Annotated in this window: 25 protein-coding genes; 16 read left to right on the top strand and 9 right to left on the bottom strand. The window is 71.8% G+C overall.

Annotation, left to right across the window (positions count from 1 at the left end):
• Positions 1 to 12: 12 nt before the first annotated feature.
• Positions 13 to 729 (top strand): hypothetical protein, encoded by a 717-nt coding sequence (locus ACGFI8_RS25430; protein WP_392808543.1) that lies wholly within the window; start codon positions 13 to 15, stop codon positions 727 to 729.
• A gap of 127 nt (positions 730 to 856) precedes the next feature.
• Here the strand turns inward: ACGFI8_RS25430 and ACGFI8_RS25435 are convergent, their stop codons facing one another.
• The gene (locus tag ACGFI8_RS25435) at positions 857 to 1261 is read right to left on the bottom strand and encodes a PadR family transcriptional regulator (protein ID WP_392808546.1); all 405 of its coding nucleotides are present in this window, start codon (positions 1259 to 1261) and stop codon (positions 857 to 859) included.
• Positions 1262 to 1349: 88 nt separating this feature from the next.
• The gene (locus tag ACGFI8_RS25440) at positions 1350 to 2102 is read right to left on the bottom strand and encodes a DUF4253 domain-containing protein (RefSeq protein ID WP_392808547.1); all 753 of its coding nucleotides are present in this window, start codon (positions 2100 to 2102) and stop codon (positions 1350 to 1352) included.
• Positions 2103 to 2467: 365 nt separating this feature from the next.
• Here ACGFI8_RS25440 and ACGFI8_RS25445 point away from each other — a divergent pair, with 365 nt between their 5' ends.
• Positions 2468 to 4483 (top strand): ThuA domain-containing protein, encoded by a 2016-nt coding sequence (locus ACGFI8_RS25445; protein ID WP_392808549.1) that lies wholly within the window; start codon positions 2468 to 2470, stop codon positions 4481 to 4483.
• Positions 4484 to 4593: 110 nt separating this feature from the next.
• Here the strand turns inward: ACGFI8_RS25445 and ACGFI8_RS25450 are convergent, their stop codons facing one another.
• Positions 4594 to 5685 (bottom strand): cellulose-binding domain-containing protein, encoded by a 1092-nt coding sequence (locus ACGFI8_RS25450; protein WP_392808551.1) that lies wholly within the window; start codon positions 5683 to 5685, stop codon positions 4594 to 4596.
• Positions 5686 to 5817: 132 nt separating this feature from the next.
• Positions 5818 to 6360, bottom strand: coding sequence for a DUF6886 family protein (locus ACGFI8_RS25455; protein WP_392808552.1), 543 nt, complete (start codon positions 6358 to 6360; stop codon positions 5818 to 5820).
• Between the two features lie 93 nt (positions 6361 to 6453).
• On the opposite strand from ACGFI8_RS25455, the gene ACGFI8_RS25460 reads away from it, so the two are divergent.
• The 3 genes from ACGFI8_RS25460 (at position 6454) to ACGFI8_RS25470 (ending at position 8405) form a co-directional block, all read left to right on the top strand.
• A complete protein-coding gene (locus tag ACGFI8_RS25460; RefSeq protein WP_392808554.1) occupies positions 6454 to 6909 on the top strand; it encodes a DUF6640 family protein in 456 nt (151 codons plus the stop codon).
• Positions 6910 to 6975: 66 nt separating this feature from the next.
• The gene (locus ACGFI8_RS25465; protein ID WP_392808555.1) at positions 6976 to 8193 is read left to right on the top strand and encodes a cytochrome P450; all 1218 of its coding nucleotides are present in this window, start codon (positions 6976 to 6978) and stop codon (positions 8191 to 8193) included.
• On the top strand, positions 8187 to 8405 hold the full coding sequence (locus tag ACGFI8_RS25470) for a ferredoxin (RefSeq protein WP_392808557.1): 219 nt from the start codon (positions 8187 to 8189) through the stop codon (positions 8403 to 8405). Before ACGFI8_RS25465 ends, ACGFI8_RS25470 begins: the two co-directional genes overlap by 7 nt.
• Before the next feature lie 39 nt (positions 8406 to 8444).
• On the opposite strand, the gene ACGFI8_RS25475 is transcribed toward ACGFI8_RS25470, so the two are convergent.
• Positions 8445 to 9290 carry a M15 family metallopeptidase gene (locus ACGFI8_RS25475; RefSeq protein WP_392808559.1) on the bottom strand — a complete coding sequence of 282 codons (846 nt, stop codon included), beginning with the start codon at positions 9288 to 9290 and terminating at the stop codon, positions 8445 to 8447.
• A 194-nt stretch (positions 9291 to 9484) separates the two neighbouring features.
• Between ACGFI8_RS25475 and ACGFI8_RS25480 the strand changes: the two genes are divergently transcribed.
• Together ACGFI8_RS25480 and ACGFI8_RS25485 are read left to right on the top strand one after the other, a co-directional pair.
• Positions 9485 to 10072, top strand: coding sequence for an HdeD family acid-resistance protein (locus ACGFI8_RS25480; protein ID WP_392808561.1), 588 nt, complete (start codon positions 9485 to 9487; stop codon positions 10070 to 10072).
• A 49-nt stretch (positions 10073 to 10121) separates the two neighbouring features.
• The gene (locus ACGFI8_RS25485; protein ID WP_392808563.1) at positions 10122 to 10502 is read left to right on the top strand and encodes a YccF domain-containing protein; all 381 of its coding nucleotides are present in this window, start codon (positions 10122 to 10124) and stop codon (positions 10500 to 10502) included.
• Between the two features lie 24 nt (positions 10503 to 10526).
• On the opposite strand, the gene ACGFI8_RS25490 is transcribed toward ACGFI8_RS25485, so the two are convergent.
• Positions 10527 to 10916, bottom strand: a complete 390-nt coding sequence (locus ACGFI8_RS25490) for a DUF2267 domain-containing protein (RefSeq protein WP_392808565.1) — start codon at positions 10914 to 10916, stop codon at positions 10527 to 10529.
• Between the two features lie 188 nt (positions 10917 to 11104).
• On the opposite strand from ACGFI8_RS25490, the gene dnaK reads away from it, so the two are divergent.
• From dnaK to clpB, 5 genes are read left to right on the top strand one after another with little or no spacing between them, the layout of a single operon-like run.
• Positions 11105 to 12982: a molecular chaperone DnaK gene (gene dnaK / locus ACGFI8_RS25495; protein ID WP_392808566.1), complete on the top strand. Its 1878-nt coding sequence runs from the start codon at positions 11105 to 11107 to the stop codon at positions 12980 to 12982.
• Positions 12983 to 12985: 3 nt separating this feature from the next.
• The gene (locus tag ACGFI8_RS25500) at positions 12986 to 13516 is read left to right on the top strand and encodes a nucleotide exchange factor GrpE (protein WP_392808567.1); all 531 of its coding nucleotides are present in this window, start codon (positions 12986 to 12988) and stop codon (positions 13514 to 13516) included.
• Positions 13506 to 14417, top strand: coding sequence for a DnaJ C-terminal domain-containing protein (locus ACGFI8_RS25505; protein ID WP_392808568.1), 912 nt, complete (start codon positions 13506 to 13508; stop codon positions 14415 to 14417). The genes ACGFI8_RS25500 and ACGFI8_RS25505 overlap by 11 nt, the downstream gene beginning before the upstream one ends.
• Positions 14414 to 14704, top strand: a complete 291-nt coding sequence (locus ACGFI8_RS25510; protein ID WP_392808570.1) for a chaperone modulator CbpM — start codon at positions 14414 to 14416, stop codon at positions 14702 to 14704. The genes ACGFI8_RS25505 and ACGFI8_RS25510 overlap by 4 nt, the downstream gene beginning before the upstream one ends.
• The gene (clpB, locus tag ACGFI8_RS25515; RefSeq protein WP_392808572.1) at positions 14695 to 17325 is read left to right on the top strand and encodes an ATP-dependent chaperone ClpB; all 2631 of its coding nucleotides are present in this window, start codon (positions 14695 to 14697) and stop codon (positions 17323 to 17325) included. Before ACGFI8_RS25510 ends, clpB begins: the two co-directional genes overlap by 10 nt.
• Before the next feature lie 11 nt (positions 17326 to 17336).
• Here the strand turns inward: clpB and ACGFI8_RS25520 are convergent, their stop codons facing one another.
• From ACGFI8_RS25520 to ACGFI8_RS25530, 3 genes are all read right to left on the bottom strand, one after another.
• Complete coding sequence (locus ACGFI8_RS25520; protein ID WP_392808574.1) at positions 17337 to 18611, bottom strand: glycoside hydrolase family 3 N-terminal domain-containing protein; 1275 nt, start codon at positions 18609 to 18611, stop codon at positions 17337 to 17339.
• Positions 18612 to 18980: 369 nt separating this feature from the next.
• Positions 18981 to 20930, bottom strand: a complete 1950-nt coding sequence (locus ACGFI8_RS25525) for a sulfatase (protein ID WP_392808575.1) — start codon at positions 20928 to 20930, stop codon at positions 18981 to 18983.
• Between the two features lie 20 nt (positions 20931 to 20950).
• Positions 20951 to 21610 (bottom strand): CDP-alcohol phosphatidyltransferase family protein, encoded by a 660-nt coding sequence (locus ACGFI8_RS25530; RefSeq protein ID WP_392808576.1) that lies wholly within the window; start codon positions 21608 to 21610, stop codon positions 20951 to 20953.
• Positions 21611 to 22165: 555 nt separating this feature from the next.
• Here ACGFI8_RS25530 and ACGFI8_RS25535 point away from each other — a divergent pair.
• The 4 genes from ACGFI8_RS25535 to ACGFI8_RS25550 all read left to right on the top strand — a co-directional run bounded on the left by ACGFI8_RS25535 (position 22166) and on the right by ACGFI8_RS25550 (position 26045).
• On the top strand, positions 22166 to 23137 hold the full coding sequence (locus tag ACGFI8_RS25535) for a zinc-binding alcohol dehydrogenase (RefSeq protein ID WP_392808665.1): 972 nt from the start codon (positions 22166 to 22168) through the stop codon (positions 23135 to 23137).
• Between the two features lie 27 nt (positions 23138 to 23164).
• Positions 23165 to 23563 carry a 6-pyruvoyl tetrahydropterin synthase family protein gene (locus ACGFI8_RS25540; RefSeq protein WP_392808578.1) on the top strand — a complete coding sequence of 133 codons (399 nt, stop codon included), beginning with the start codon at positions 23165 to 23167 and terminating at the stop codon, positions 23561 to 23563.
• 92 nt (positions 23564 to 23655) lie between these two features.
• A complete protein-coding gene (locus ACGFI8_RS25545; protein WP_392808667.1) occupies positions 23656 to 24792 on the top strand; it encodes a glycosyltransferase family 4 protein in 1137 nt (378 codons plus the stop codon).
• A 146-nt stretch (positions 24793 to 24938) separates the two neighbouring features.
• Positions 24939 to 26045 (top strand): YbhN family protein, encoded by a 1107-nt coding sequence (locus ACGFI8_RS25550; protein ID WP_392808579.1) that lies wholly within the window; start codon positions 24939 to 24941, stop codon positions 26043 to 26045.
• Positions 26046 to 26052 lie beyond the last annotated feature (7 nt).

Genomic DNA, 26052 nt, shown 5'->3' on the forward strand with positions numbered 1-26052 from the left:
TATCTTCCGCGCGTGAAGTTTAAGATCGCGGCCGGTGTGGCCGTCACCCTGGTGGCCTCTTGCTGCGGTTTTGCACTGTACCGACACTTCGCCCCGAATCATCACGCGTCCGGCGACAAGGGCTGTTACGCGAGCACGACCGACCCCGATAAGCTCGCGCCCGCGCGCTGTGCCGATTCGCACCAGGCCGAGATCATCGACTTCTTCTACCCCGACGGTGCCGAGGCCGGCTGCCACCGGTCAGCCGAGGCGTTCCTCGGCGGGCCGCTCGCGGACGCCCGGGTCCAGCTGCGCCAGCTCAACTACGTGCGGGACGACTTCACCTCCCAGGCGTGCGCGCTGGTCGTCGTCAGCGACTCCGACGGCACTGATGCGCTGCATACCGGCAGCCTGCAGGGCACGATGAGCGGAAACCGGCCGATGGCGATCACCTGCGGGCGCTACGCCGACGGCGTGCTGGAATACCTGACGTGCACCGAGGCCCATTCGGCGGAGTACGTCGGGTCCGTTGTGGACGGCGGCGACCACGACGCCAGCTGCCGGCAGGCGGCCGCGGCCTATCTTGAGCTGAGCGCCGACGAGTTCGCGGCCCGGCACGACCTGCAGTCGCACTGGCTGACCACCCCGCGCGACGGCGAGCGGACCGGCTGCGTCGTGGTGGAGGCGTCCGGCAAGGACGTCCTGATCGGCTCGGTCAAGGGCCTGCGTACCGGACCGGCCCCGATCTGAGGCCGGATAGGGCCCGGCGGCTGGGGCAATGCCGCGGGCTGTAGGCCGTCGGCGGCCGCTCAGGTCGGTGTGGACTGGAGGGCGTCCGCGACCGGGCGCCGGGTGGCGGCCAGGGCGGGGATGGCGGTCAATGCGGCGACGGCGAGCAGGACCGCGAGTGCCACGGCGAGCATCCAGGAGGCGGGTGCGTACCGGCCACCGGATCGGCCAGCCGGGCGGCAGCGGCGGCCACCAGCTTGAGGTGGAACTCGGTGAGGTCCGGCTTCGGCCAGCTCACCTCGGTCAGCCAGGCGGCGACCCGCTGCTGCCCGGCCGGGGTCAGCGCGTAGACCCGGCGGTCGGGCCGGTCCGGCAAACCCTCGGCGCGCTGCGAGGTCACCAGCCCCGCCTTGGCCAGCCGGGCCAGCGTCACGTAGATCTGCCCGGCGTTCATCGCCTCGCCGAGCGGGCCGAGCGCGCCACGCAACCGGCTCCGCAGGTCGTACCCGTACGCCGGCTCCTTCGCCAGCATAGCCAGCACCACGTCCTGCACCCGACACACCCTCCGTAGATCGACAATAGATAACCGCTAGCCATAGCGGTGTCAAGTCGAAGAGCAAGGGGGTACGGATAGGCCATGTTCAGTCCCACCAGAACGACCACGATCGCGCGTCGACAAGGAGTGGGGCGTACTCACCGATGGTGTCCGGTCCCTGCCACAGGTTGTCCGGGCAAAACGCGAAGTGCTCCGCCGCCAGATGCAGCGCCGCGTCGAGATCCGCTGGTGGCGAGGCGACGCTGACGGTGAGCGTGCTGCTGTCGATCTCGACGACGCTGATGCCGAAACGGTCCTCCCAGGAACGCAGCACAGCCGAGAACTTGGCAGTGTCGTTGTCGTAGTTGACCGGACCCGCCCAGCCCATGACAGTCAACGCGTCAGCGCCGCGTGCGGCGGGTACCAGGCCGAGCCGCCAGGGCGTACGTGGGCTGTCGTGCAGCAGCTCACGAGTGAGCGCGTCGGCGCAGTCGTGCGGGTCCTCGCGCGGCTCGCCGGCCGGGGCGGTACGCGGCCACCGCTGATCCCATGGGCTGGTGGTGCAGTCCGGACCGTTACGCGTGGAGCGATACCAGAAGCCGGCCAGGACCAGGGCGCCGTCATGGGCGTCCGGGGTGCTCATCCGCCCGGGAAAGAGGTCGAGCGGATCGTCGTCCAGCAGCAACGGCCAGAGCCCGGACACCGAGTGCGCGGCCCGCAACTGCCGGATGAGGTCCGCGGTGGGCGGCCCGTCGCTGCACCACAACATGGTGGCGTGGACGCCGTCGGCCACCGGGACTTCCCGACCCGGAGGAAGCGGCACGGGCGATGCCGCCACGGCCTTCAGGAGTGCGGTCATGACCCTCGATCCAAGGCTTCCGCTGTACCGGCGGTCAACTTTTGTTGAAATCTTTGAAAGTTATACCGAAAATACTCTTAACTTTTGTCGTCCGATACCATTCTGCGGGTGAGTGATCACTCAAGGTGATCGTTCTCCGGCCCACACCCCGACCCCGACCGACGTGGGTTCCACCGCTCGCCGTGCTCGCCCCGCCGGTCGAGGTATGCCTCCGCGCCCCACCTGCGGAACTGGAAAGGAACCACATGCCCAGCCAACCTCCGACCGCAAGAGATCTGCGGTCACGCCCATCCGGCCGGACGGCCGGAGACTCCCGCCAACGACTGGCCCGCTGCCTGGTCGTCGCCGCCTTACCGGCCGCGTCCATGTCCATCGGGTCGCTCATCATCGCCGCCCCGGCATGGGCCGCGCCGACCAGTGCGACGGCCACGCTCACCCCGGCCGTCGCCACCGGTACCAACAGCTGGTATCGGGGCCCGGTCACCCTGAACCTGTCCGCGACCGACGGGGCCGGCGGCGTACAACGCCTGGAATATCGCCTCGGCAACGCGGCGCCGTTCCAGACCGTGGTGTCCGCGACCACCCCCTACCCCGGCACGCTGACCGGTTCGGTGGAGATCACCCAGCAGGGTTCGACGACCGTCGGGTACCGCGCCGTCGGCGGTGACGGTTCGGTCGAGTCCACCCGTACCATCACCGTCCGGATCGACACCGTCGCGCCGGTCGTCAGCTGGCCCGGCATCGTCGGCGGGCGGGTCGGCCACACCGCGACGCTGATCCCGACCCGGACCGATCCCGCGCCCGGCTCCGGCGGCGTCTTCATCCACAAGATGTGGATCGACCAGACCGAGACGACCCCGCTGCCGGTGAGCACCTCCACCCTGTCCACCGGAGCGCACACGATCAGCGTGGTCGCCAGCGACGCGGCCGGTAACGCGGCGCGTTTCGACCAGACGTTCGTGGTGACCACGTCGTTCGCCGAACTCGGTACCCTCATCGACGGCTTCGTCAGCAGGGGCGCGATCGGTGCCGGCTTCGCGGCCGACCTGCACACCAAGTTGGCGGAAGCGGCGAGCCTCGCACAGGCCGGCGACACCAACCAGGCGAAGCGGGCCCTCAACCAGTTCGTCGCCGCCGTGCAGGGCGGGTCGAAGTCTGACCAGGTCCGCGACACGCTCGTCGGCGACGCCCGCTACCTGCAGCAGCAGATCGCCGGTGCGCTGCCGAGCGATCCGACGACCGGCATGGTCGTCACGCCGGCTGCCGGGCCCAACCCGATCCCAGCGGTGGTTCCGCTCGCGGCCTCGACGAACTTCCCCGGCGCCAAGTTCCGGGTCTTGTACTTCTCGGCCACCAAGGGCTTCCGGCACGACCACATTCCGGATACCGCCCTGCTCGTCCAGCAGTGGGGTCAGCAGTACGGCTTCGACGTCGACATCTGGGATCCGAGGCTGGCCCCGGCGTCGCTGGCGAGTACGCCGTTCACCTCCGGTGCCGACCTGGCGAAGTACAAGAGCGTCATCTTCTCCTCCCCGGTGGACGGGACGAACCCGAACAGCCCGGCGAGCGCGGACGCGCTCAACGCCGGTGAGCTGGCCGCGTTCCAGGAGTACATCCGGGCCGGCGGCGGATACGTCGCGCTGCACGGCGCGTCCGACGCGATCCACAATGTTCCCTGGTACCGCGACCTCGTCGGGGCGTGGTTCACCAACCACCCGGGCGGTCAGAACGGCGAAGGCACCTGCGGCAGCTGCATCAACGTACGGGTCAACACCGAGGACGGCACAAACCCGGCCACGGCGCACCTGCCCAAGACCTGGCTGACCATCGACGAGCTGTACAACTTCGACCACAACCCGCGGGCCGAGGTACACACGCTGCTGAGCCTGGACGAAGAGTCCTACCGGCGCAGCCTCAACAGCGGCAACGCCGCGACCAACCCGCTGCCGCTGATGGGCGGCGACCACCCGATCGCATGGTGTCAGGAGTACGACGGCGGCCGCGCGTTCTCGCTCATCCTCGGCCACGACCGGGCACAGTACTCCCGTGAGCCGTTCACCCAGATCCTGCTGGCCGGCATCAACTGGACGGCCGGGCAGATCGAGACCAACTGCTCGACCTTCCGGCAGACCCGCACGCTGATCACCGCCGGCGCCGCCGGCGGCACCCTGACGCAGGAGTCCGCCGCTGCCGCCGCCGCGCTGCTCGACGACGCCCAGTCGGCGTACCTGCGGCAGGACTACAACGCCGCGACCAACTCGCTCAACCAGATCACAGCGATCACCGGTTCCCCCGCCGCCGGCACCAAGGAGGCGCGCGGCGAGCTCGACCACCAGGCCCGCCAACTGCGGAGCTGGATGTTGTCCCTGAAGAGGTCCTGACCTGTGTTGCCGCCGGCCCACCGGGTGGGCCGGCGGCACACGCATGGCGGACGAGGCTGCCGGCGAGCGGTGGCGGCGTCCGGCCGGATGCCGCCACCGCGCTTCCCGCGCTAGGCCAGGAAGCTGCCGTACGGCCCGGTCAGGATGGCATTCTTCTGCGCCTGGCTGAAGTGGGTGTTCGGGTAGCTGTAGAACGATGCTGACATGGGCGTGCCGTCCGTCGACGTCGAGTCCGGCAGCCCGAAGGCGTGGCCGAGCTCGTGCACCATGCCGCCGTACCAGCGGTTCATCGCACCGTTGATGCCGGCCGCCCCGTCCGCGTCGTGGCCGCTGAGGACGACCCAGCCGACGCTGGCGCCGCCGCCGGAATTGCCGACGTCCTCGGCGCTGATCTCGCCGACGCAGAGCCACCGGTTGTCCGGGTTGGCGATGCTGAACCGGCGCATCAGCTCCTGGTGCATGTTGCCGACCACGCACCAGTAGCGGTCCCCGTTCGGGTCGCAGTTGGTGTTGATGTACCACCGGGCGTCATGCTCGCCGTTGACGACCTCGACGACGGTGTTGTTCAGCGTGAACGTCTTGCCGAGCTCCTGCCGGTAGTAGCGCTGCGCCTCGCGCATCACGTTCGCGATGCCGTCGGGGTAGCGCTGGTCGAATGCCACGTCGGTGGGCTTGAGCCAGAAGACCCGCACCGTCTTCAGCGCGGGCGTCGTGGGCGACCCGGTGCTGCTCGGCGTCGGCGACGGCGTCGATGACCGCGTCGGCGAGGCGCTCGCGGTGGGGTTGACGCTGCCGGTACACGCGACGTTGTTGAGCCGGAAGGCGGTGGGTACCGAGTTCGCCCCGTTCGAGGCGCCGTTGAACCCGAACGAGGTGCTGGCGCCCGTGCCCAGCGCGCCGTTGTAGCTGACGTTCGCCGCTGACACCGCGGCGCCGTTCTGCACCACCGTGGCGTTCCAGGCCTGGGTGACGGTCTGGCCGTTGGTGAAGCTCCAGGTCAGCGTCCAGCCGTTGATCGGATCACCGAGGTTGGTGATCGCCACGCTGGCGCCGAAGCCGCCCTGCCACTGCGAGGTGATCGTGTAGGACACCTGGCAGCCGGCCGCGGCGGCGCTGGCCACCGTGGCGGCGGCCGCCCCGCCCGCGGCGAGGCCGATCGTGGCGGCGACGACCACGAGGCTGCGGAGCCGTTGACGCCCCATCGCTCATCCCCTTTCATCCATGAACTCCGATAAGGCATCCGACACTGTGGTGGACGAAAACCTTTTCGGCAAGATGGGGGCGGGAGTCCGAAAACCTTGCTGACCCCCGAGCCGGCGAAAGCCGCGAAAGTTTCACGCCACCGGTCGAGGTCTCGCGTTGTGCAGGCGGATGCCGCTGAACCCCACCGTGCTGGAGATGACGGCGTCCCAGAACGCCCACAGGTTGTTCAGTACGCGCAGCTGGATGCCGGCCTCGGCGTGGCATTCGAACAGATCGCCCACCGGCTCGGCAGGGCCCAGCGGCACGACCGGCTCGACGGCGACATGGGCGTGCGGTTCGGGCACACCGAAAGGCCGGAAACGTTCGGCCGGCAGCCGGTAGGCGAACAACCGGGTCGTGCGCATCGCCGCCAACCAGCCGTACTCGATGGCGTGGACCCGGTTGCCGCAGCCCGTACCGATGATGCGCTCACGGTCGGCGTCCGAGGTCGTGTCGCGGACCCAGGCCATCGCCCGGGGGCATTGGCGCGGGAACCAGTAGTCGGGCGCGCGGTGGTAGTCAACGGCCCAGACATACGCCTCAGGCATCTGGGCGGTCGCGGCGACGTGCGGGACGAACCGCGTGATCGTCGGATCCTCTGAGAAGTGCAGCACCTGCCCGGGTTCCGGTCGCATCCGGTCGTGATACGCCAGGACCGGTGACGCGATCAACCGATTTCCGGACTCGGCAGGTCGTTTGACCGGACCGGCGCCGGGCACGAGCCAGGCATGATGACGAGAATCGGCCGGCTGCTCGTCACCGCCTCCGTGGTGGGCACTGGGGTCAGTCATGCCGTGGCGGACCTGAACCGCACCCACGTCTTCAATCCACGCTGGAAGCCGCACGCCCGCTTCCACACGGCGTCGGCGGTCGCCACCGACGTGGGCTGGTCCATCGTGTCCCTGTGGCTGCTACGGCGCCCGGGAACGCGCGAGGAACGGGAGCTGGCGCTGAAGGTCGCCGCGCTGCATCCGGTCCTCAGCTACGCGCCGTTCTTCGTCGCGGAGGCGGTGCCGGGGTCCGAGGCCGAGGACGAGCCAGGGCAGGTTCCGCGCGTCGCAGGCGTGCCGGCGAACCTGTTCGTGGCCGCCGTCATGTCGGCCATCTCCGCGCTGGGCTACCTCTTGACCCGTGCCGGTGCCGAGCAGTACCCGCGCACGGCGAGAAGCACCACCGGCGGGTGAGGCCGCGCGCTGTCGTCGCCGGGAGCCTGGGAGACGAATGTCGTGATACCGCGCGGAGGAGCACTAGTGACCGTGACGACCCAGGTCCGGCCGCAGCTGCCCTTCGACCGGCCGAATGTCCTCGACATCGCGCCGCTGTACGACGTGCTGCGCCGTGAGGCCCCGCTCACCCGCGTCACCACACCCGCCGGCGACCCCGCCTGGCTGGTGACCGCCTACGCCGAGGCGAGGCAGATCTTCGGCGACCGGCGCTTCGGCCGCTCCCACCCGGCGCCACGGGAGGCGGCCCGGATCTCGCACGCGGCCGTGCTCGACGGGCCGTCCGGCGACTACGGCACCGAGGAGCGCGAGCACGCCCGGATGCGCCGCCTGCTGGTGCCGGCGTTCTCCGCGCCGCGGATGCGCCGCCTGACCGGGCGGATCGAGGTGCTCACCGCCCGCTGCCTCGACGACATGCGGGCCGCCCGCGACGCCCACACCGGCGAGCCGGTCAACCTGCACGAGCTGCTCGCCTTCCCACTGCCGGTGCTCGTCATCTGCGAGCTGCTCGGCGTGCCCTACGCCGACCGCGCCCAATTCCGGCAGCTGTCCCAGCGCATCGGCCGCATCGACGGCGGCGCCGACGCGCGGGCGGCGATGGAGGAGTTCACGGTGTACACGGCCGGGCTCGCCGCGGCCAAGCGGCGCAAGCCCGGCCTCGACGTCATCTCGGACCTCGTCGCCGCGCAGGCCGAGGACCCCACGTTCACCGAGGACGAGCTGGCCCGCCTCGCCGCCGGGCTCATCTTCGCCGGGCACGAGACCACCTCGACCCGCATCGACCTGGGCGTCCTGCTGCTGCTCGCCGACCCGCGCCGGCGCGACCGGTTCGCCAAGGACCCGGACGCCGAGGTGGGCCCGACCGTGGAGGAGATCCTGCGCATCACCGCGCCCGGCGGGTTGGGGCTGCTGCGGTACGCCCATGAGGACGTCGAGGTCGGCACCGTCACCATCGCCCGCGGCGAGGCGGTCATCATCTCCAGCAACGCCGCCAACCGCGACGCCTCGGTCTTCGCCGACCCGGCCGAGTTCGACCCGGGCCGCCGGCCCAACGCGCATCTCGCCTTCGGGCACGGCGCCCACGTCTGCATCGGGGCCAACCTCGCCCGCACCGAGCTGCGCACCGTGTTTCCCGCCCTGCTGCGCCGCTTCCCGGACCTGCGCCTCGCCGTCGACGTGGACGACATCCAGATCCGGCACAACCGGCTCACCGGCGGTGTGGACGAGGTACCCGTGACATGGTGAACGGAGACGGTTCGATGAAGGTCAGCGCCGACACCGGCGTGTGCATGGCCTCCGGCCAGTGCGCGATGCTGCTGCCCCAGGTCTTCGACCAGCGCGAGGAGGACGGCGTGGTGGTCGTGCTCGACGAGCAACCCCCGCCGGCCCTGCACGAGGCGACCCGCCAGGCCGTCCTCGGCTGCCCTTCGGGAGCCCTGCGCATCGAGGAGGAATGACCCGGCGGCGCACCGACGCCGGGACGGCCCGGTGCACGGTCAGGCGACGGGGAAGTTGTAGTACGTGTCCGGGAACGGCTCGCCGTTGAGGGTGTAGTGCCACCACTCCTTCGGGTAGTTCGTGAAGCCGCCGGCGGACATGAGGCCGGTGAGCAGCGCCCGGTTGTCGCGCTCCGCCGCGCTCAGGCCCGCCGCCGCCGTGTGGGCCAGCGGGTCGAAGCAGTCGAAGCCGGTGCCCATGTCGATGGTGTTGTCCGGGAAGCGCTGGTCCGCCGGGGCGGTGCACGACACCAGCGGGTCGGCCGCTCGGTACGGCGGCTGCGTGCGCGCCGGCATCGCCACCAGCGTCAGGTCGAGCGTGCTGCCCCGGCTGTGCGCGGTGGGCCCGCCGATGTAGCCGTCGTCGAAGAGCGCGGACTTGTCGACCCGCGGGTAGAACTCGCCCTTCATGCGCTGGTCGGCGTCGCCGGACCAGCGGACGAAGTCGTCGACCGCCTGCTGGGGGCGGTAGCAGTCGTACACCTTGAGGCTGTACCCGCGCGAAAGGGCGCTCTGCTGCACGCGATGCAGCGCCTCGGCGGCCTGGCGGGTGAGCAGGCAGCGCGGCCGGAGGTATCCGGTGACTGGCCGGCCGACGAAGTTGTGCGGGGTGGCGTACCGGACGTCGGACAGGATGCTGTTGTCCACATCGGACAGCGCCACGAAGCCGGTCGGCAGCGGCGCGAACGACACCGACGGCGACGGGGACGGGCTCGGCGGCGCCGCCGGGGACGGGGACCCGGCGGTGGAGGGGGCGGTGGCGGGCGGCGCCGGCGGGCCGGGCCGCGCCGGGCCACCGCACGCGGCCAGGGCCAGGCAGGCCACCGCGGCGATCAGCAGGCGCACGCCGGGATTATTCGGCTTCCGCGCCGGTCGATGCGGCGCCGCCCGCCGCGCGTGCCACCCGGCCGGCGGCCCTGCCCACCGCAGCCCGGTGTCACACGCCCGTACCGCAATCTCGATCTTTTCACCCGACCCGGGCGATGGACCCCCGAGCCCGGCGGGTCGACGCTGATCGTGTCGTCAAGGGGGTGGGAAGCATGACCACCGTTCCGGGAAGCGCCTCCACTCGCGCGGTGCACCGCCCGGTGACGGTGCCGTTCTGGCCGCTGCTGAGCGCCGGCGTGATCACCCTGCTGTTCGGTCTGGGGGTGCTGGCCTGGCCGCAGGTGACGCTGCGGCTCGTCGGCCTGATGGCCGGCGTCTGGCTGCTGGTGATCGGCCTGATGCGCATCTTCGGCGCGTTCCGGGCCCGCCGCGACGAGACGGCGCGCTTCGTCCCCATGCGCCGGATCGTCGACGGCGCCTTCGGCCTCCTGCTGGCGATCGTCGGCTTGGCGTGCCTGCGGGACACCGCGACCGGAGTCGTGGCGGTGTCGGTGCTCATCGGCCTGGCCTGGCTGCTGAGCGGCTTCGCCGGAGTGTTGCTGGGCGCGTTCACCGCCGGCCAGGTCCGGGGCTGGCTGTTCGGGATCGGTGCGGTGTCGGTCGCCGTCGGCGTGCTGTTCCTGGCCTGGCCGAGCCTGTCCCTGAGCGTCCTGGTACTGCTGAGCGGCATCACCGCGATCGTGCTCGGCATCGCCGAGATCGGCGTCGCCTTCGGCGCCCGCCACGCCGTCGCGGGCTGACCCCCGGAGTTGGGCCGCGCCAGTTGCGCGCCTGCGCCATGATCGGGGTGTGATCCGATTCGTCCTCAACGTGCTCTGGCTCATCTTCGGCGGCGGGTTGGTGCTGTTCCTGGGCTACGCGCTCGCGGCCGCCATCTGCTTCGTACTCGTCGTGACGATCCCGTTCGCGATCGCCTCGTGGCGGCTGGCCGTGTACTCGCTGTGGCCGTTCGGCCGTACCGTGCGCGCCAAGTCCGGTGGTTCCGGGGTCGTCACCGGGCTGGCCAACGTGCTCTGGGTGGTCCTCGCCGGATGGTGGCTCGCCCTGACGCACATCACCGCCGGCATCACGCTGTGCCTCAGCATCATCGGCATCCCGTTCGGCATCGCCCACTTCAAGCTGGTCCCGGCCGCCTTCTGGCCCCTGGGCCGCGAGATCGTCGACCTGTGACCGAGGCGGCAGGAACCAGCATCCCTATCGGCTCGCCACGGGCCGCAGCATTTCGTGGTACTCGTCCGACAGCTGCGCCAGCACGTCGTCGAACTCGCCCTCGCTGACCGCGTCGCGCAAGGTCTCCAGCACGGCCCGGGTGCCCTCCCGCGCGAGGGTAAAATTGACCTCGGCGCGGGCGGCGACCCGGTGCACGAACTCCTCGAGGGCCATGCGCTCGGCCGGCTGGTCCACACCGGACGTGAGCGGCTCCTGAAGGTCCTTGGGCAGCTGGGCGGCCAGGTCGCGGGCCTCGCCGCCGACGATCCGCTCGGCGAGCGTCCGCAGCGCGGCCGTCGTGAGCGCCTCGGCCTTCCCGAGCGAGACGCCGCCGCTGCGCTCGGCCACCTTCTGGATGAACTCGACGTACCTCACTGGGATTCACCTCCCGTGCGATGAACCTGTTCGGTTACCCGGCGGGGTGTGCGGGTAAACGGCTTGCCCGTGGCGAACGGTCCGGCCGCCGGGCGATGGGCGGCTCATCCGGGCCAGAGGAAGTGACGTTCGGTACACCGGCGGAATGTCGAGAAGAGGACGTCACGCGTCGGAAGGATCTGAGACCCATGGCCAGGGCAGTAGGCATCGACCTCGGGACGACCAACTCGGTGATCGCCGCGTTCGAGGGCGGTCAGGCCACGGTGATCGCCAACGCCGAAGGCAGCCGGACCACGCCGTCCGTCGTCGCGTACACCGCCGGCGGCGAGCGTCTCGTCGGGCACCTCGCCAAACGTCAGGCGGCGCTGAACCCGGAGGGCACCATCACCTCGGCGAAGCGCTTCGTCGGCCGCCGGTTCGACGAGGTGACCGAGGAGGCCAAGACGGTCACGTACAAGGTCCTTCCCGGTCCCGAGGGCGCGGTCCGTTTCGACGTGCGCGGCAAGCTGATCTCTCCGGAGGAGGTCTCCGCGCAGGTACTGCGCAAGCTCGCCGACGACGCCGCGAAGTACCTGGGCGAGAAGGTCACCGAGGCCGTCATCACCGTGCCCGCGTACTTCAACGACGCCCAGCGGCAGGCGACCAAGGACGCCGGGCGCATCGCCGGCCTCGAGGTCCTGCGCATCATCAACGAGCCGACGGCCGCCGCGCTCGCCTACGGCCTGGACAAGGCCGGCCACGAGACGGTGCTGGTGTTCGACCTCGGCGGCGGCACCTTCGACGTGAGCATCCTCGACGTCGGCGACGGCGTCGTGGAGGTACGCGCGACCGCCGGCGACACCCACCTGGGCGGCGACAACTTCGACCACCGGCTGGTCGACCACGTCGCCGATCAGTTCAAGAAGGAGCAGGGCATCGACCTGCGCAAGGACCCGCAGGCGCTGCAGCGGCTCATCGAGGCCGCCGAACGGGCCAAGATCGAGCTGTCGTCGGTGCCGCAGACACAGGTGAACCTGCCGTTCATCACCGCCGACGCCAACGGCCCGAAGCACCTGACGATGACGATCACCCGGGCGGTGTTCGAGGACCTCACGCACGACCTGCTGGAGCGGACCATGGGCCCGGTACGGCAGGCGATGAGCGACGCGAAGGTCAGCCAGGGCGACCTCGACGAGGTCATCCTCGTCGGCGGCGCGACCCGCATGCCGGCTGTGCAGGCGCTCGTGCGGCGCCTCACCGGCGGCAAGGACCCGAACATGAGCGTCAACCCGGACGAGGTCGTCGCGCTCGGCGCCGCGATCCAGGCCGGCGTGCTCAAGGGCGAGGTGCGCGACGTCGTGCTGCTCGACGTCACCCCGCTGTCGCTGGGCGTGGAGACGCTCGGCGGGCTCATGACGAAGGTCATCGACCGCAACACGACCATCCCGACGCGGCGCACGGAGACGTTCACGACCGCGGAGGACAACCAGCCCGCGGTCGAGGTGGTCGTACTGCAGGGCGAGCGCGAGCGCGCCGCCGACAACCGGGTGCTCGGCCGGGTACGGCTGGAGAACATCCGGCCCGCCCCGCGCGGCGCCCCGCAGATCGAGGTCACCTACGACATCGACGCCAACGGCATCCTCAACGTCTCGGCGAGGGACAAGGACACCGGCGGCGAGCAGAAGATCACCATCACCGAGAGCGGCACGCTGGAGAAGAGCGAGGTCGAGCGGATGGTGCGCGAGGCCGAGCAGCACCGCGCCGAGGACGAGCGGTCGCGCCGGGCGATCGAGGCGCGCAACGAGCTCGACGGCGCCGCGTACCAGGTGCAGCGGATGCTCGACGAGCGCGGTGACCAGGTGCCCGAGCACGAGCGCGCCCGCGCCGAGATGCTGGTGCAGCAGGCCCGCGAGGCGGTCAAGGACCCGGACGCCGAACAGCAGCGGCTGCAGGGCCTCACCGAGGACCTGCGGCAGGTCTCCTACAGCCTCGCCGGCGCCGCGCAGCAACAGCCGCGACAGGCGCAGCAGCCCACCGGGGCCGCGTCCGACGAGGACGTCGTCGACGCCGACTTCACCGGCGGGTGAGCCATGACCGGCGAACCCGTCGAGGCCGCCGGGCCCACCGAACCCCCCGAGGCCGGCGGCCCCGACCGGACCGAGGGCGCGACCGAGATCGAGGAGCTGCGGGATCGGTGGCACCGCGCCGCCGCCGACGCCGAGAACGCCCGCAAGCGCTGCGACCGGATCGTCGCGGAGCGCACCGCGGCCGAGCGGCTGCGGGTCACCGCCGCCTGGCTGCCGGTGCTCGACCACCTGGACCTGGCGCTTCGCCACGCCGAGGCCGACCCGCAGTCCATCGTGCAGGGCGTGGCCCAGGTGCGCCAAGACGCGCAGTCCGCGCTGGCGCGGCTGGGGTTCGAGCCGGTCGGCGCCGAGGGGGAGCCGTTCGACCCCACACGGCACGAGGCGGCCGAGGCGGTCGAGGACCCACAGGTGCCGCCCGGCACGGTGGTCCGGGTGGTACGCCCCGGCTACGGCGGGCCGGGCGGCCTGCTGCGCCCGGCGATCGTTGCGGTGGCGAAGGCCCCCAGCTTGGAGCGGCCGGACGATGGCGGATGACTACTACCAGGTGCTCGGCGTGCCGAGGACCGCGACGGCCGAGGAGATCCAGCGGGCGTACCGCACGCTGGCCCGCCGCAGCCACCCCGACGTCAGCAAGGAGCCGGGCGCCGAGGAGCGGTTCAAGCAGATCACCGAGGCCTACCACGTGCTCTCCGACCCGAAGAGCCGCGCGAAGTACGATCGGTTCGGCGCCCAGTGGCGCCAGGCCCCCGACGACTTCGAGTCGCGGCAGTACGCCGGGGCGGGCTCGGGAGCCGGGGCGGGACGGCGCCGTTCGCCCGGCGGCGGCTTCGAGGCCGGGCCGGACATCGACCTCGATGACCTCCTCGGCGGCATGTTCGGCGGGCGCTTCCGCGGCGGGGCCGTGCCCGGCGCGGACACCGAGGTCGAGCTCACCATCGGCCTGGAGGACGCCTACCGCGGCGGCCGGCGCACGGTCACCCTGCCGGGCGGGCGCCGCTACGAGGTGACGATCCCGCGCGGGATCACCGAGGGGCAGCGGATCCGGCTGGCCGGACAGGGATCCGGCGGCCTCGGCGGGGGGCCGCCCGGCGACATGTACTTCATCGTGCACCTCGCGCCCGATCCGCGGTACACCGTCTCCGGCCGCGACGTCACCTCGCGGCTCCCGGTCGCGCCGTGGGAGGCGGCGCTCGGCGCGAAGGTGCCGCTGCGCACCCCCGCGGGCCGGGAGGTGCGGCTGGACGTGCCGGCGGGCTCGTCCTCGGGGCGGCGGCTGCGCCTGCGCGGCCAGGGGCTGCCGGACCCGCACGGCAACCCCGGCGACCTCTATGCCGAAATCAGGATCATGGTCCCGCCGGCGCCGACGGCCGAGGAACGACGGCTGTTCGAGGAGCTGGCGAGGGTCTCCAAGTACAACCCGCGGAGTACCCGATGACTTATGCGATCGTCCATCGCCCGTCCATGTCCCTGGACGCGTTCGCCGCCGCCGGCGGCGTCCACCCCCAGCTGGTCACGCGCCTCGTCGCGCTCGGCCTGCTGGAGCCGGTCGCCGACGTGCGGGGCGAGCCCGCGTTCCCCGGCTCGCAGCTGGCCCGGCTCGCGCGGATCCGCCGGCTGCGGGCGACCCTTCCGCTCAACTACGCCGCGGTCGGCGTGGTGCTGGACCTGCTCGCCCGCATCGACGAGCTCGAGGCCGAACTGAGGAGGCGGTCGTGGACCTGAACCGGCTCACCGAGCGGTCTCGGCAGGCGCTGATCGAGGCGCAGCACCTGGCGACCCGCGCGGGCCACACCGAGGTCGACGGCGAGCACCTGCTGCTCGCCCTGCTCGACCAGCCCGAGGGCGTCGCGGTGCGGCTGCTGACCGGCTGCGGCGTCGACGTGGCCGACCTTCGCGCGCAGGTGCAGGCCGACCTGAACCGGCGGCCGAGCGTCACCGGCCCCGGCGTCCCGCCCGGGCAGGTGTCGATCACGCAGCGGCTGGCCCGGCTCCTCGACGCCGCCGAGCGGGAGGCGGCGCGGCTCAAGGACGAGTACGTCTCGGTCGAGCACCTGCTCCTGGCGCTCGTCGACGAGGGCTCGTCCACCGCGGCGGGCCGGCGGCTGCACAACGTGGGCGTCAACCGCGAGCGGCTGCTGAGCGAGCTCACCTCGGTGCGCGGCGCGCAGCGGGTCTCCTCGGCCAATCCCGAGGCGGCGTACGAGGCGCTGTCGAAGTACGGGCGGGACCTCGTCGCCGACGCCCGGGCGGGCCGGCTCGAGCCGGTCATCGGCCGCGACGAGGAGATCCGCCGCGTGGTGCAGATCGTGTCGCGCAAGACGAAGAACAACCCGGTGCTCGTCGGCGACCCGGGCGTGGGCAAGACCGCGATCGTCGAGGGGCTGGCCCAGCGCATCGTCGACCACGACGTGCCCGAGGGGCTGCGCGACAAGACGATCTTCGCGCTGGACATGGGGGCGCTGATCGCGGGCGCGAAGTACCGCGGCGAGTTCGAGGAGCGGCTCAAGGCCGTGCTCTCCGAGGTGACCGCCGCGCAGGGCGGCATCCTGCTGTTCGTCGACGAGCTGCACACCGTCGTCGGCGCCGGCGCCGCCGAGGGCGCGATGGACGCCGGCAACCTGCTCAAGCCGATGCTGGCCCGCGGCGAGTTGCGCATGATCGGCGCGACGACGCTGGAGGAGTATCGCAAGCACATCGAGAAGGACGCGGCGTTCGAGCGGCGCGTCCAGCCGATCCTGGTGTCCGAGCCCAGCCCGGAGGACGCGATCACCATCCTGCGCGGGCTGCGGGAGCGCCTCGAGGTGTACCACGGGGTCCGCATCCTCGACGCGGCGCTCGTGGCGGCCGTTCGCCTCTCCCATCGGTACATCGCCGACCGCTTCCTGCCGGACAAGGCCATCGACCTCGTGGACGAGGCCTGCGCGATGCTGCGCACCGAGATCGACTCGCAGCCGGCCGAGCTCGACGAGGCCGCCCGCCGCCTCATGCGCCTCGAGATGGAGGAGGCGGCGCTGTCCAAGGAGACCGACCCGGCCAGCGTCGCCCGCCTCGACCAGATCCACCGCGAGATCGCCGACCTGCGCGGCGAGGTCGACGCCATGCGCGCACAGTGGAACGCCGAGCGCCAGGCCATCCGCAAGGTGCAGGAGCTGCGCGAGGAGATCGAACGGGTACGCCGGGAGGCCGACCTCGCCGAGCGCCAGTACGACCTGGACCGCGCCGCGCAGCTGCGCCTCGGCCGGCTGCCCGAGCTCGAACGGCGGCTGGGGGGCGAGGAGGAGCGGCTCGCCGCCAAGCAGGGCGGGCACCGGCTGCTGCGCGAGGTGGTCACGCCGGACGAGATCGCCGGGATCGTCGCCCGCTGGACCGGCATCCCGACGACCCGCCTGTTGGAGGCGGAGCGGGACAAGCTGCTGCGCCTGGCCGACATCCTGCACGAGCGCGTCGTCGGACAGGACGAGGCGGTGCAGGTCGTCGCCGACGCCGTCATCCGCGCCCGGTCCGGCATCAAGGACCCGCGCCGCCCGATCGGCTCGTTCCTCTTCCTGGGCCCGACCGGCGTGGGCAAGACCGAGCTCGCCAAGACCCTCGCGGCCGCGCTCTTCGACACCGAGGACAACATGATCCGGCTCGACATGAGCGAGTACCAGGAGCGGCACACGGTCTCCCGCCTGGTCGGGGCGCCACCCGGGTACGTCGGCTACGAGGAGGGCGGCCAGCTCACCGAGGCGGTGCGCCGCAAGCCGTACTCGGTGATCCTGCTCGACGAGATCGAGAAGGCCCACCCGGACGTCTTCAACATCCTGCTGCAGTTGCTCGACGACGGCCGGCTCACCGACGCGCAGGGCCGCACCGTCGACTTCCGCAACACGGTCGTCATCATGACCAGCAACCTGGGCTCGCAGCTGCTGCTCGAGGGCGTCACGCCCGACGGCCGGCTCACCGAGGAGGCCCGCATCGGCGTCATGAACACGCTGCGCGGGCACTTCCGGCCGGAGTTCCTCAACCGCATCGACGAGACGGTGCTGTTCCGGCCGCTCACCATGCCCGAGATCGAGCGGATCGTGGACCTGCTCATCGAGGATCTCCGCTCGCGCCTCGACGAGCGCCGCATCGCGCTGCAGGTCACCGAGGGCGCGCGGCGGTTCATCGCCGAGGCGGGCTTCGACCCCGTGTTCGGCGCCCGCCCACTGCGCCGCTTCCTGCAGCGGGAGCTGGAGACGCGGATCGCGCGCGCCCTGCTCGCCAGCGACGTCACCGAGGACGCGACGGTCACCGTCGAAGTCGGCCCGGACGGCCTGGACGTGTCCTTCACCCCGGCCCCGGCTCGGGCCCGGACCTGACCTTGCTCAGCTCAACCCGCGCAGCTCGTGAGCCCGGCCCTGATCTTGCTCTGTACCACGCGCGTCGCTGACTGGGTGACCCGCGCGGCGAACGCCGGGTCGCTCTTCGCGGCCGCCACCAACGCCTCGGACATCGGCGCGGCGTCGGACAGCCGCACGCTGAGCGCCATGTCGCCGCCGGCCTTCACGAAGCGCACGGCCCGCTGCCCCACCGGCACCGAGGCGACCGCCTCGGCGGCGCCGAGGTCGTCGGAGAGCACCAGCCCGGTGAAGCCGAGCTTGCCGCGCAGCAGATCGGTGACGATCGGCGCGGAGAACGCGGCCACGTTGTCGGGGTCGAGCTTGGGGTACGTCGCCGACGAAATCATGACCGCGGCCGATCCGGCCGCGATGCCCTTGCTGAACGGCCGCAGCGACGGATCGTCCGCGGTGGTCAGGTCGTCGTGCGCGCCGGTCGACGTGTCGGTGTTGACCCGCACCCGGCCCAGCCCCGGGAAGTGCTTGAGCGTGGTGAGCACCCCGGCGCCCTGGACCGCCGACACCACGGTCGCCACGTCGTCGGCGACCTCGTCCGGCGTCGAGCCGTACTGCCGGTCGAACCCTCCGATCGGCGGGTTCGCCTTGCCCACGTCCGCCGGCACCACGTCGGCGACGGGCGCCAGGTCGATGGTCACGCCGATACCCTTGAGGCGCCCTGCCCACTCGGCGGTGCGGCCGCTCAGCGTGCCGCCGTCGAGCCGGCCCTGGCTGACCGCCGACGGGATGGCCGGGAAGTCGGTGCCCTTCAGGGTCTGCACCTGCCCGCCCTCCTGGTCGATGCCGATCTGCAGCGCGAGCCCGGAAGCCTGCCGCGACGCCTCCTGCAGCTGCCCGATCGCCTGCCGCATCGACGCGGCCGACGCCGAGCTGCGCCCGGCCAGGAAGATCCCCCCGATCTTGTACCGCTGGATCGTCTGGGTCGCGTTCAACGGCGACGCGATCGGCGTGCCGATCATCAGCAGCTGGGCGGCCTGCTGCTCCACCGTCATCTTGGCCACCAGCGAGGCGGCGCAGTCGGCGCTCGCCGACGGCGACCCCGCGCCCTGAGATCCGGCACCGGCCTGCTCGGGCGACGCCGCGGCGGCCGACGAGTTCACCCCGGCGTCCCGCGACGATCCGCCGCGCGACCCGGAGACCACGACGACGACCCCGGCCGCGACCAGCGCGACGGCCACCGTGACGACGGCCCACACCGGGAACGGCCCGATCCTCCCGCGCCCGCCGGGGCGGCGCGTTCCTCTCGGCATCCGTTACTCCATCCGCGATTGCTGGCGGCTCTTCCACGCCGCGATCGAGGATACGGAAACGGCCCGCGGCCGCCCCTCACCGGATCCGGCAGAGTTACCTGAACCATCACGCGTACCCACGTTCCCCGTCCCGCCCCGCCGCTCCTCGCATTTCGCTGATCACGGAGTAAACGTGCTGCTCCTTGTCCATGTTGACGCCGTGATCACGGCGAACCCGACGCGCCGGCCGCCGGCGGTGATCGCGGCCGGGGTCATCGTCCTTCCTTGTCTTGCCCTTCCTTGTCTTGCCCTTGCTTCTCTTGCCCTTGCTTCGCGTTTGTTATTCGCCGCGGCCACGCCTTCGCTGTGCTGACCCCTCACACCGAGCCGTCACGCATAGGCCGTGAGGAAGCGGTCACGGAACGCATCCATGCGCCACACCGGGGCCTTGTCGTCGGGCCGCAGCCCGTTCTGCCACCCCCAGCCCGAGATGCGGTCGAGCACCTTCGGGTCATGGGCGACGATCGTGATCGGCACGTCCCGGTTCAGCGTGTCGCCGACGATGACCGGTGACGGTTGGTGATCGCCCAGGAACACCACGACGAGGTTGTCGTCCCCATACCGCTCGATGTACGAGATGATGCTGCTGAGTGAGTACACGATCGCGTTGCGGTACGCGGTACGGATCTTCTCCGACGTGCGCCACGCGACGTCCGGCGGGTCCCCGGCGGTGCTCATCGAGTTGTACACGGTGCCGTCGCCGACCTCGTCCCAGCCGACCATCTGCGGGATCGGCGTCCACGGCGCGTGGCTGGACACGAGGGGTATCTCCCCCATCACCGGCTGGTGCCCCGGCCCGCGCTCGAGCCGCTGGAATGCGGCGAGTGTGAACTGGTCGGGCACCGGCACGTAGCTGAACTTCGGCCCGCGGTAGCCGATGTTCCGGGAATCGTAGAGCTCGTGGTACTGGAAGAACTTGCCCTCCGGCCAGTCCCGGTCGTTCGCCGGCATCATCCCGGCGACGCGCCAGCCGGCCCGGCGGAACGCGGCGTTGATCGTGAACCGGTCGCCGGCCAGCAGGGTGTCACTGCGCTGCTGATTGTTCACCCACAGTCCCGACAGCAGCGTGTCGTGGGCGAGCCAGCTGCCGCCACCGAACGTCGGCGAGGTGAGGAACGCGCTACGGGCGCCGAACCCGGTTGCCTCCAGCCGCCGCGTACCGTCGTCGAGGGTGGCCCCGACCTGCGTCGCGAACAGCGGGTTCTGTACCGCATCCCGTCCGTAGCTCTCGACGAACGTGAACAGCACGTCCTTGCCGCGCAGCGCGGTGAGCAGCTGCGACCCCGGCTTGTCACGGAACGCGTCCACGGCGGCCTGGTTGCCGAACTTCTTCCCGTCGTCGATGTCCCGGCGCACGAGCGAGACCTGGTCGCCGATGGTTCCGGTCGCGCTGTCGGAGGCGACGGGGAGGCCGTGGGCGGTCTGCACGTTCAGTACCGCGCACACGGCCCACACCGCCGCCAGCACCGCTGTGCCACGGGTCGTGGCGACGGGGTGACGCAGCGCAAGCCGCCCGAGCCGCCGCAGCGTCAGCGTCATGACCACCGGCACCGACAGCACCACGATCCCGAGCGCGACCGCGACCCCGATCGCGGCCGGGCGGCCGACGGACGAGCTGACCAGCCCGAACGCCGGCTGGAACAGCACCCAGTCGAGCACCGGATCGAACGGCCGCCCCAGCGCGGTGTAGAACCCGAGGTTGAGCAGCCGGATGACCACGAGCAGGCCGAGCACCACCCCGGCAACGGCGAGCACGACGGTCCGCATCCGCCCGCGCACGGCGAGGAACACCGCGACGAGCAGCAGCCCTTCGATCGGGATGCGCACGAACGCCGCCGGACTGAACTGCGTCAGGCTGTCGGGAGTGACGAGCGTGAACAGCACGACGGCAGTCCCGAGCAGCGTCCCGACCCAGGCGAACACGCCACGTACAACGTTGCCGACACCGCGTCCCGCACCCGCGCCCCGCCCCGCACCGCCCTTGCCACTCACGACGGCGACATCTGCATCACTCTCGGTGCCGGCGCTCGCATCGTTCCCACCATCGACGCCGCCCTCGCTCTCGGCGGCAACATCCACGCCGCTCTGGGCGGCGACATCCATCCCACTCTGGGCGGCGACAACCACGCCGCTCTGGGCGGCGACATCCACGCCGCTCTCGCCGGCAACGTCCACGCCGCCTTGGGCCGCGACATCCAGGCGGCCCTCGGCGGCAACATCCACGCCGCTCTGGGCGGCGACGTCCACGCCGATCTCGGCGCTGTCGCCACCGGCGCTCACGGAATGCGACGATATGGCCATCAGGACGATACCGCCACCGCGAGCGACTGCCGCCGCCAGCGCCACAACACCTCGGAGCCGAACGACTCCATGAGGAACAGCAGCGAGATCGCCACGGCGGCGGTCGCCACCTCGAGCGGGAGCAGCCCGGAGGCCGCCACCGCGAGGGTCACGCCCTGCATCGCCGCGACCACCTTGCGCCAGTATCGCGGCGGCACGGGCCCGCGCAGCCACGGCACCAGCCAGGTGGAGACGCCGATCACGTACCGCATCGCCCCGATGGCGAGCACCCAAGGCCCGACCGACTGCGCCACGTACACGCTCAGCACCAGGATCAGCCAGGCGTCGGTCTCCATGTCGAACTTCGCGCCCAGCGCCGTTACCCCGCCGCTACGCCGCGCGACATGCCCGTCAACCGCGTCCAGCGCCAACGCGACCGCACTCAGCGCGCACAGCACCGTCACGGGCGCGGGACGCGTGAACGAGTCGGCGGTCAGCGCGGCCACCCCGCCGACGAGCCCAGCCCGGGTCAGCGTGACCCAGTTCGCCGCGCCGAACACCTCGGCTCCGGAGCGTTGCAGCCCGTGACCCAGCGCCACGAACGTGACGACCCCGCTGGCGAGACCGACCAGCCAACCCGCCGTACCGAGCCCGACACTCGTCGCAATGACGGCCAGCACGGCGAAATGGAAGATCAGTCCAGTGACCGGACCAGTTCGAACTCTCGGCATCGTCGCTCCGTATACGTGGCTGCGCTCCGTGACCATGGACCCGACAGTGCATACGCGCACGGCGCCGCGACGGTTCGATCACACCGGACCACGCCGGACGCGGCGCCGGATTCGGGGGCGGCTGCGAACGACCCGGTCGAGGGGCGCACGAACGGGTACGCCCCGATGAGCAGAACCACGAAGGAGCGTCAGATGCACGAGGCCCGGGCGTTCTGGATCACCGCCCCCGACGACCGCGGCACGCCCCCGTCCGCCTCACCCGCGGACGCCTCACCGACGACCACCGGTCCCACCGTGGGCGTTCCCCCGACCGCCGGCTTCCCCACGGACGCCGCCTCGGCGACCGCCGAATCTCCCGCGGACGCCGCCCCGGCGACCACCGAATCTCCCGCGGACGCCGCCCCGGCGACCACCGGCTCTCCCACGGACGCCGCCCCGGCGACCACCGGCTCTCCCACGGACGCCGCCCCGGCGACCACCAGCTCCCCCGCTGGCGCCCCGTCCATCGCCGGCTCCCGCGCGGCCGCCGCACCGGCCCGCGGTGAGATCCGTTCGGTCACGCTGCGCCCGCCGACCGGCGACGAGGTCCTGGTCCGAACCATGTACTCGGGCGTGAGCCGCGGCACTGAGACGCTGGTGTTCTCCGGCAAGGTCCCGCCGGACCAGCACGCGATCATGCGCGCACCGTTCCAGGAAGGCGACTTTCCGTATCCGGTCAAGTACGGATACCTCAACGTGGGCATCGTCGAGGCCGGCCCGCCGTCGCTGGTCGGCCGCGCGGTGTTCTGCCTCTTCCCTCATCAGACCGCCTATGTGGTACCGCGCGAATCGGTCGTCGAACTGCCCGACGGTGTGCCCCCGCGGCGGGCCGTACTCGCCGGGACGGTCGAGACCGCGGTGAACGCCCTGTGGGACGCCGCCCCGCTGATCGGCGACCGCGTCACGGTCGTCGGCGCCGGCATGGTCGGCTGCTGCGTCGCCGCGCTGCTGGCCCGCTTCCCGGGTGTCGAGGTGGAGCTCGTCGACACCGACCCGGCACGGAAGGCGACCGCCGAGGCACTGGGCGTGATGTTCGCGACCCCGGACACCGCGTCGACCGACCGCGACCTCGTCGTGCACGCGAGCGCCACCCAGGCGGGCCTGCAGCGCTCGCTGGACCTGCTCGCCCCGGAGGGGACGGTTCTCGAGCTGAGCTGGTACGGCGACCGCCCGGTCTCCCTCGCCCTGGGCGGCGCGTTCCACTCCGGCCGGCTCACGATCCGCAGCAGCCAGGTGGGCACCGTGTCACCGGCCCGGCGCGCCAGCCGCACCTACGCCGACCGGATGGCGCTGGCCCTGCGTCTGCTGCGCGACCCGGCGTTCGACGCGCTCATCACCGGCTCCTCGCCGTTCGAGGACCTGCCGGCGGTGCTCCCTCGCCTCACTGCGGGCACCCTGCCGGCCCTGTGCCACCTGATCACCTACGGCAACGAGTAAGCCTTCCCGAGACAGGAGCCACTCCGCGTGTACAGCATCACCGTCCGTGACCACATGATGATCGCTCACAGCTTCCGCGGCGAAGTCTTCGGCCCGGCTCAGCGCCTGCACGGCGCGACGTACGTCGTCGACGTGACCTTCTTCCGCCCGAAGTTGGATGCCGACAACCTGGTGGTCGACATCGGCCGCGCGTCGGAGGAGTTGAAAGATGTCCTGGCCGCGCTGAACTACCGCAACCTGGACGACGACCCCGACTTCGCCGGCGTGAACACGTCGACGGAGATGCTCGCCGCGGTGGTCGCCGACCGCCTGGCCGCCCGCGTGCAGGCGGGTGCCCTGGGCCCCGGCGCCGCGGGCCTGGAGCGAATCTCGGTGACGTTGCGCGAGTCCCATGTCGCCTGGGCGACGTACGAGCGCCCTCTGTGACCCGACCACACTGGGTCATGGCGGACGAACCGCAGGTGACGCCACCGAACGACGGATCGCACACGGTGCGGCCGAGCCACGACCTGCACGCGATGCGACCGAGCGACGTCGAATTGCACGTGGTCCTGCCGAACGACATCGACGACGCCGCGACGCCGAGTGGCGGCAACCGGTACGACCGCGAACTCTGCACCGGCCTCGCCGCGCTCGGCTGGTCGGTGCGGGAGCACGCCGCGCACGGCGCCTGGCCGCGGCCGGGCGTCGGCGACCTGGCCGCGCTCGACGATCTCATAGCCAGCCTGCCATCGGGCGCGTCTGCCCTGGTCGACGGCCTGGTCGCGTCGTGCGCGCCGGAGACCATGGCGGCCCACGCACCGCGGCTGCGGCTGGCCGTGCTGGTGCACATGCCGTTCGGCGACACCGCCCCGGCGGCGCGACCGGCCGAGCACCGGGCGCTACGCGCCGCGTCCGCGATCATCGCCACCAGCGAGTGGACGCGCCGCCGCCTGTCGGAGCTGTACGACCTACCCACCGAACGTATCGACGTCGCCACGCCCGGTGTCACCCCGGCCCAGCCCGCCACCGGCAGCAGCGGGGGCGCAGAGTCCGACCCTGACGGCGTCGACCTCGGCGGAGGCGGGGCACTGCTGTGCGTTGCGGTGGTCGGCCACCACAAGGGCCATGACGTGCTGGTGGAGGCCCTGGCCCGGATCGTCGACCTGCCCTGGACGTGCGTCTGCGTGGGCGCACTGGACCGCGACCCGGATTTCGTACGTGCCCTGACGGCACGGATCGACGCGGTCACGATCGGCGACCGGCTGCGACTGGTCGGCCCGAGAACGGGCGCGGACCTCGACGCTCTGTACTCAGCGGCGGACCTGCTCGTCCACCCGTCCCGCGGGGAAACGTACGGCATGGTCGCCGCCGAGGCCCTGGCTCGCGGCATCCCGGTCCTGGCCACGACGGCGAAGGGCCTGCCGGACGCCGTCGGCCGCGCCCCGGACGGCACCGTGCCGGGACTGTTGATCCCGCCGGACGACCCGGCCGCGCTCGCCGCCGCCCTGCGCCGCTGGCTGACCGACCCCACCCTCCGGCGCCGCCTGCACGACGCCGCCCTGGCCCGCCGCGCGACGCTGGCGGACTGGACGGTGACCGCGCGCACGGTCGCAAACACGCTCCGGCGACTCTCGCCCGGCCAGGCCCGGCCGGGCGCGTCCATCACCGCCTGAAATGGCATCCACACTCTCGGGCACCGAATCGCCGCGCGCGGCGAGGGCGACGCTTTCCCGACACCCTGGGCCGCGGCGCGGCCGGATATGAACCCGATCGGCGCGGACGGCGTATGCCATGAGAGATCCCCCTGAAGGAGTCCGCCATGCAGCGCATCGACGTGCCCGCACGCCCGCAGGCCATGCCGGACACGAATGCGCCCGCGTCGGCGGCGGTCGCTCCTCGCGCCCAGAGCTCACTCGATGCGAACCGCCGCCGGTCCGAGGCGGACCACCATCCCGACGTTGAACCCGACCCCGGTGTGGGTTCTCACGGGGGTCGGCGCGTTGCCGTACGAAAGCCGAAAATCCCCTGGGGGCTGCTGCGGACGCTTGGCGGGCTGGCCGTGCTGGCGATGCTGTTGTGGCGGCTGGGCAGCGGGCCGTTCCTCGCGGGGCTGCGGATGATCGATGCCTGGGCGCTGCTCGCGGCGCTCGGGGTCGGGGCGGCGACCATCGTGGCGTGCGCCTGGCGGTGGCGGCTCGTCGCGCGCGGGCTGGGCCTGCAACTGCCCCTGCACACGGCCATCGCGGACTGTTACCGCGCGGTGCTGATCAACTCTACGCTGCCGGGGGGCGTGCTGGGTGACGTCGACCGTGCGGTCGGTCACGGGCGGGAGCACGGCGACGTCGGCCGGGGGATCCGCGCGGTGGTGTGGGAGCGCAGCGCGGGGCAGGTGGTGCAGTGCGCGCTCGCGGTGGCGCTGCTGTGGGCGCTGCCGTCGCCGGTACGGCCTTATGTGCCGCGCATCGCGCTCGCGCTGGCCGTGGTCGCGCTGGTCTTCGCGCTGCTGGCGCTGGTCGCCGGGCGGCGGGGGCCGCAGGCGTGGCGCCGGGCGGTACGCACCGTGCGCGCCGATGTACGCGAGGTGCTGCTGGCGCGGCGGATCTGGCCTGGCGTCGTGTTCTTCTCGGCGGTCGCCGTCGGTGGGCATCTCGTGACGTTTCTGGTCGCCGCGCGTACCGCCGGCCTGACCGCCCCGGCCGCCCAACTGCTGCCGCTGACGCTCCTGGCCCTGCTGGCGATGGGCCTGCCCACGAACGTCGGCGGGTTCGGACCGCGCGAGGGCGTCGCCGCGTGGGCGTTCGGCGCCGCCGGGCTGACCGCCGCGCAGGGAGTCGCAACGGCGACCGTCTACGGGGTACTGGTGTTGGTGTCGAGCCTTCCCGGCGTCGCGGTCCTGCTGTTCCGCCGACGCGCCGTGGCCAGCTGAAGGAGAA

This window comes from Dactylosporangium sp. NPDC048998 (assembly GCF_043197855.1).
GTDB lineage: Bacteria > Actinomycetota > Actinomycetes > Mycobacteriales > Micromonosporaceae > Dactylosporangium.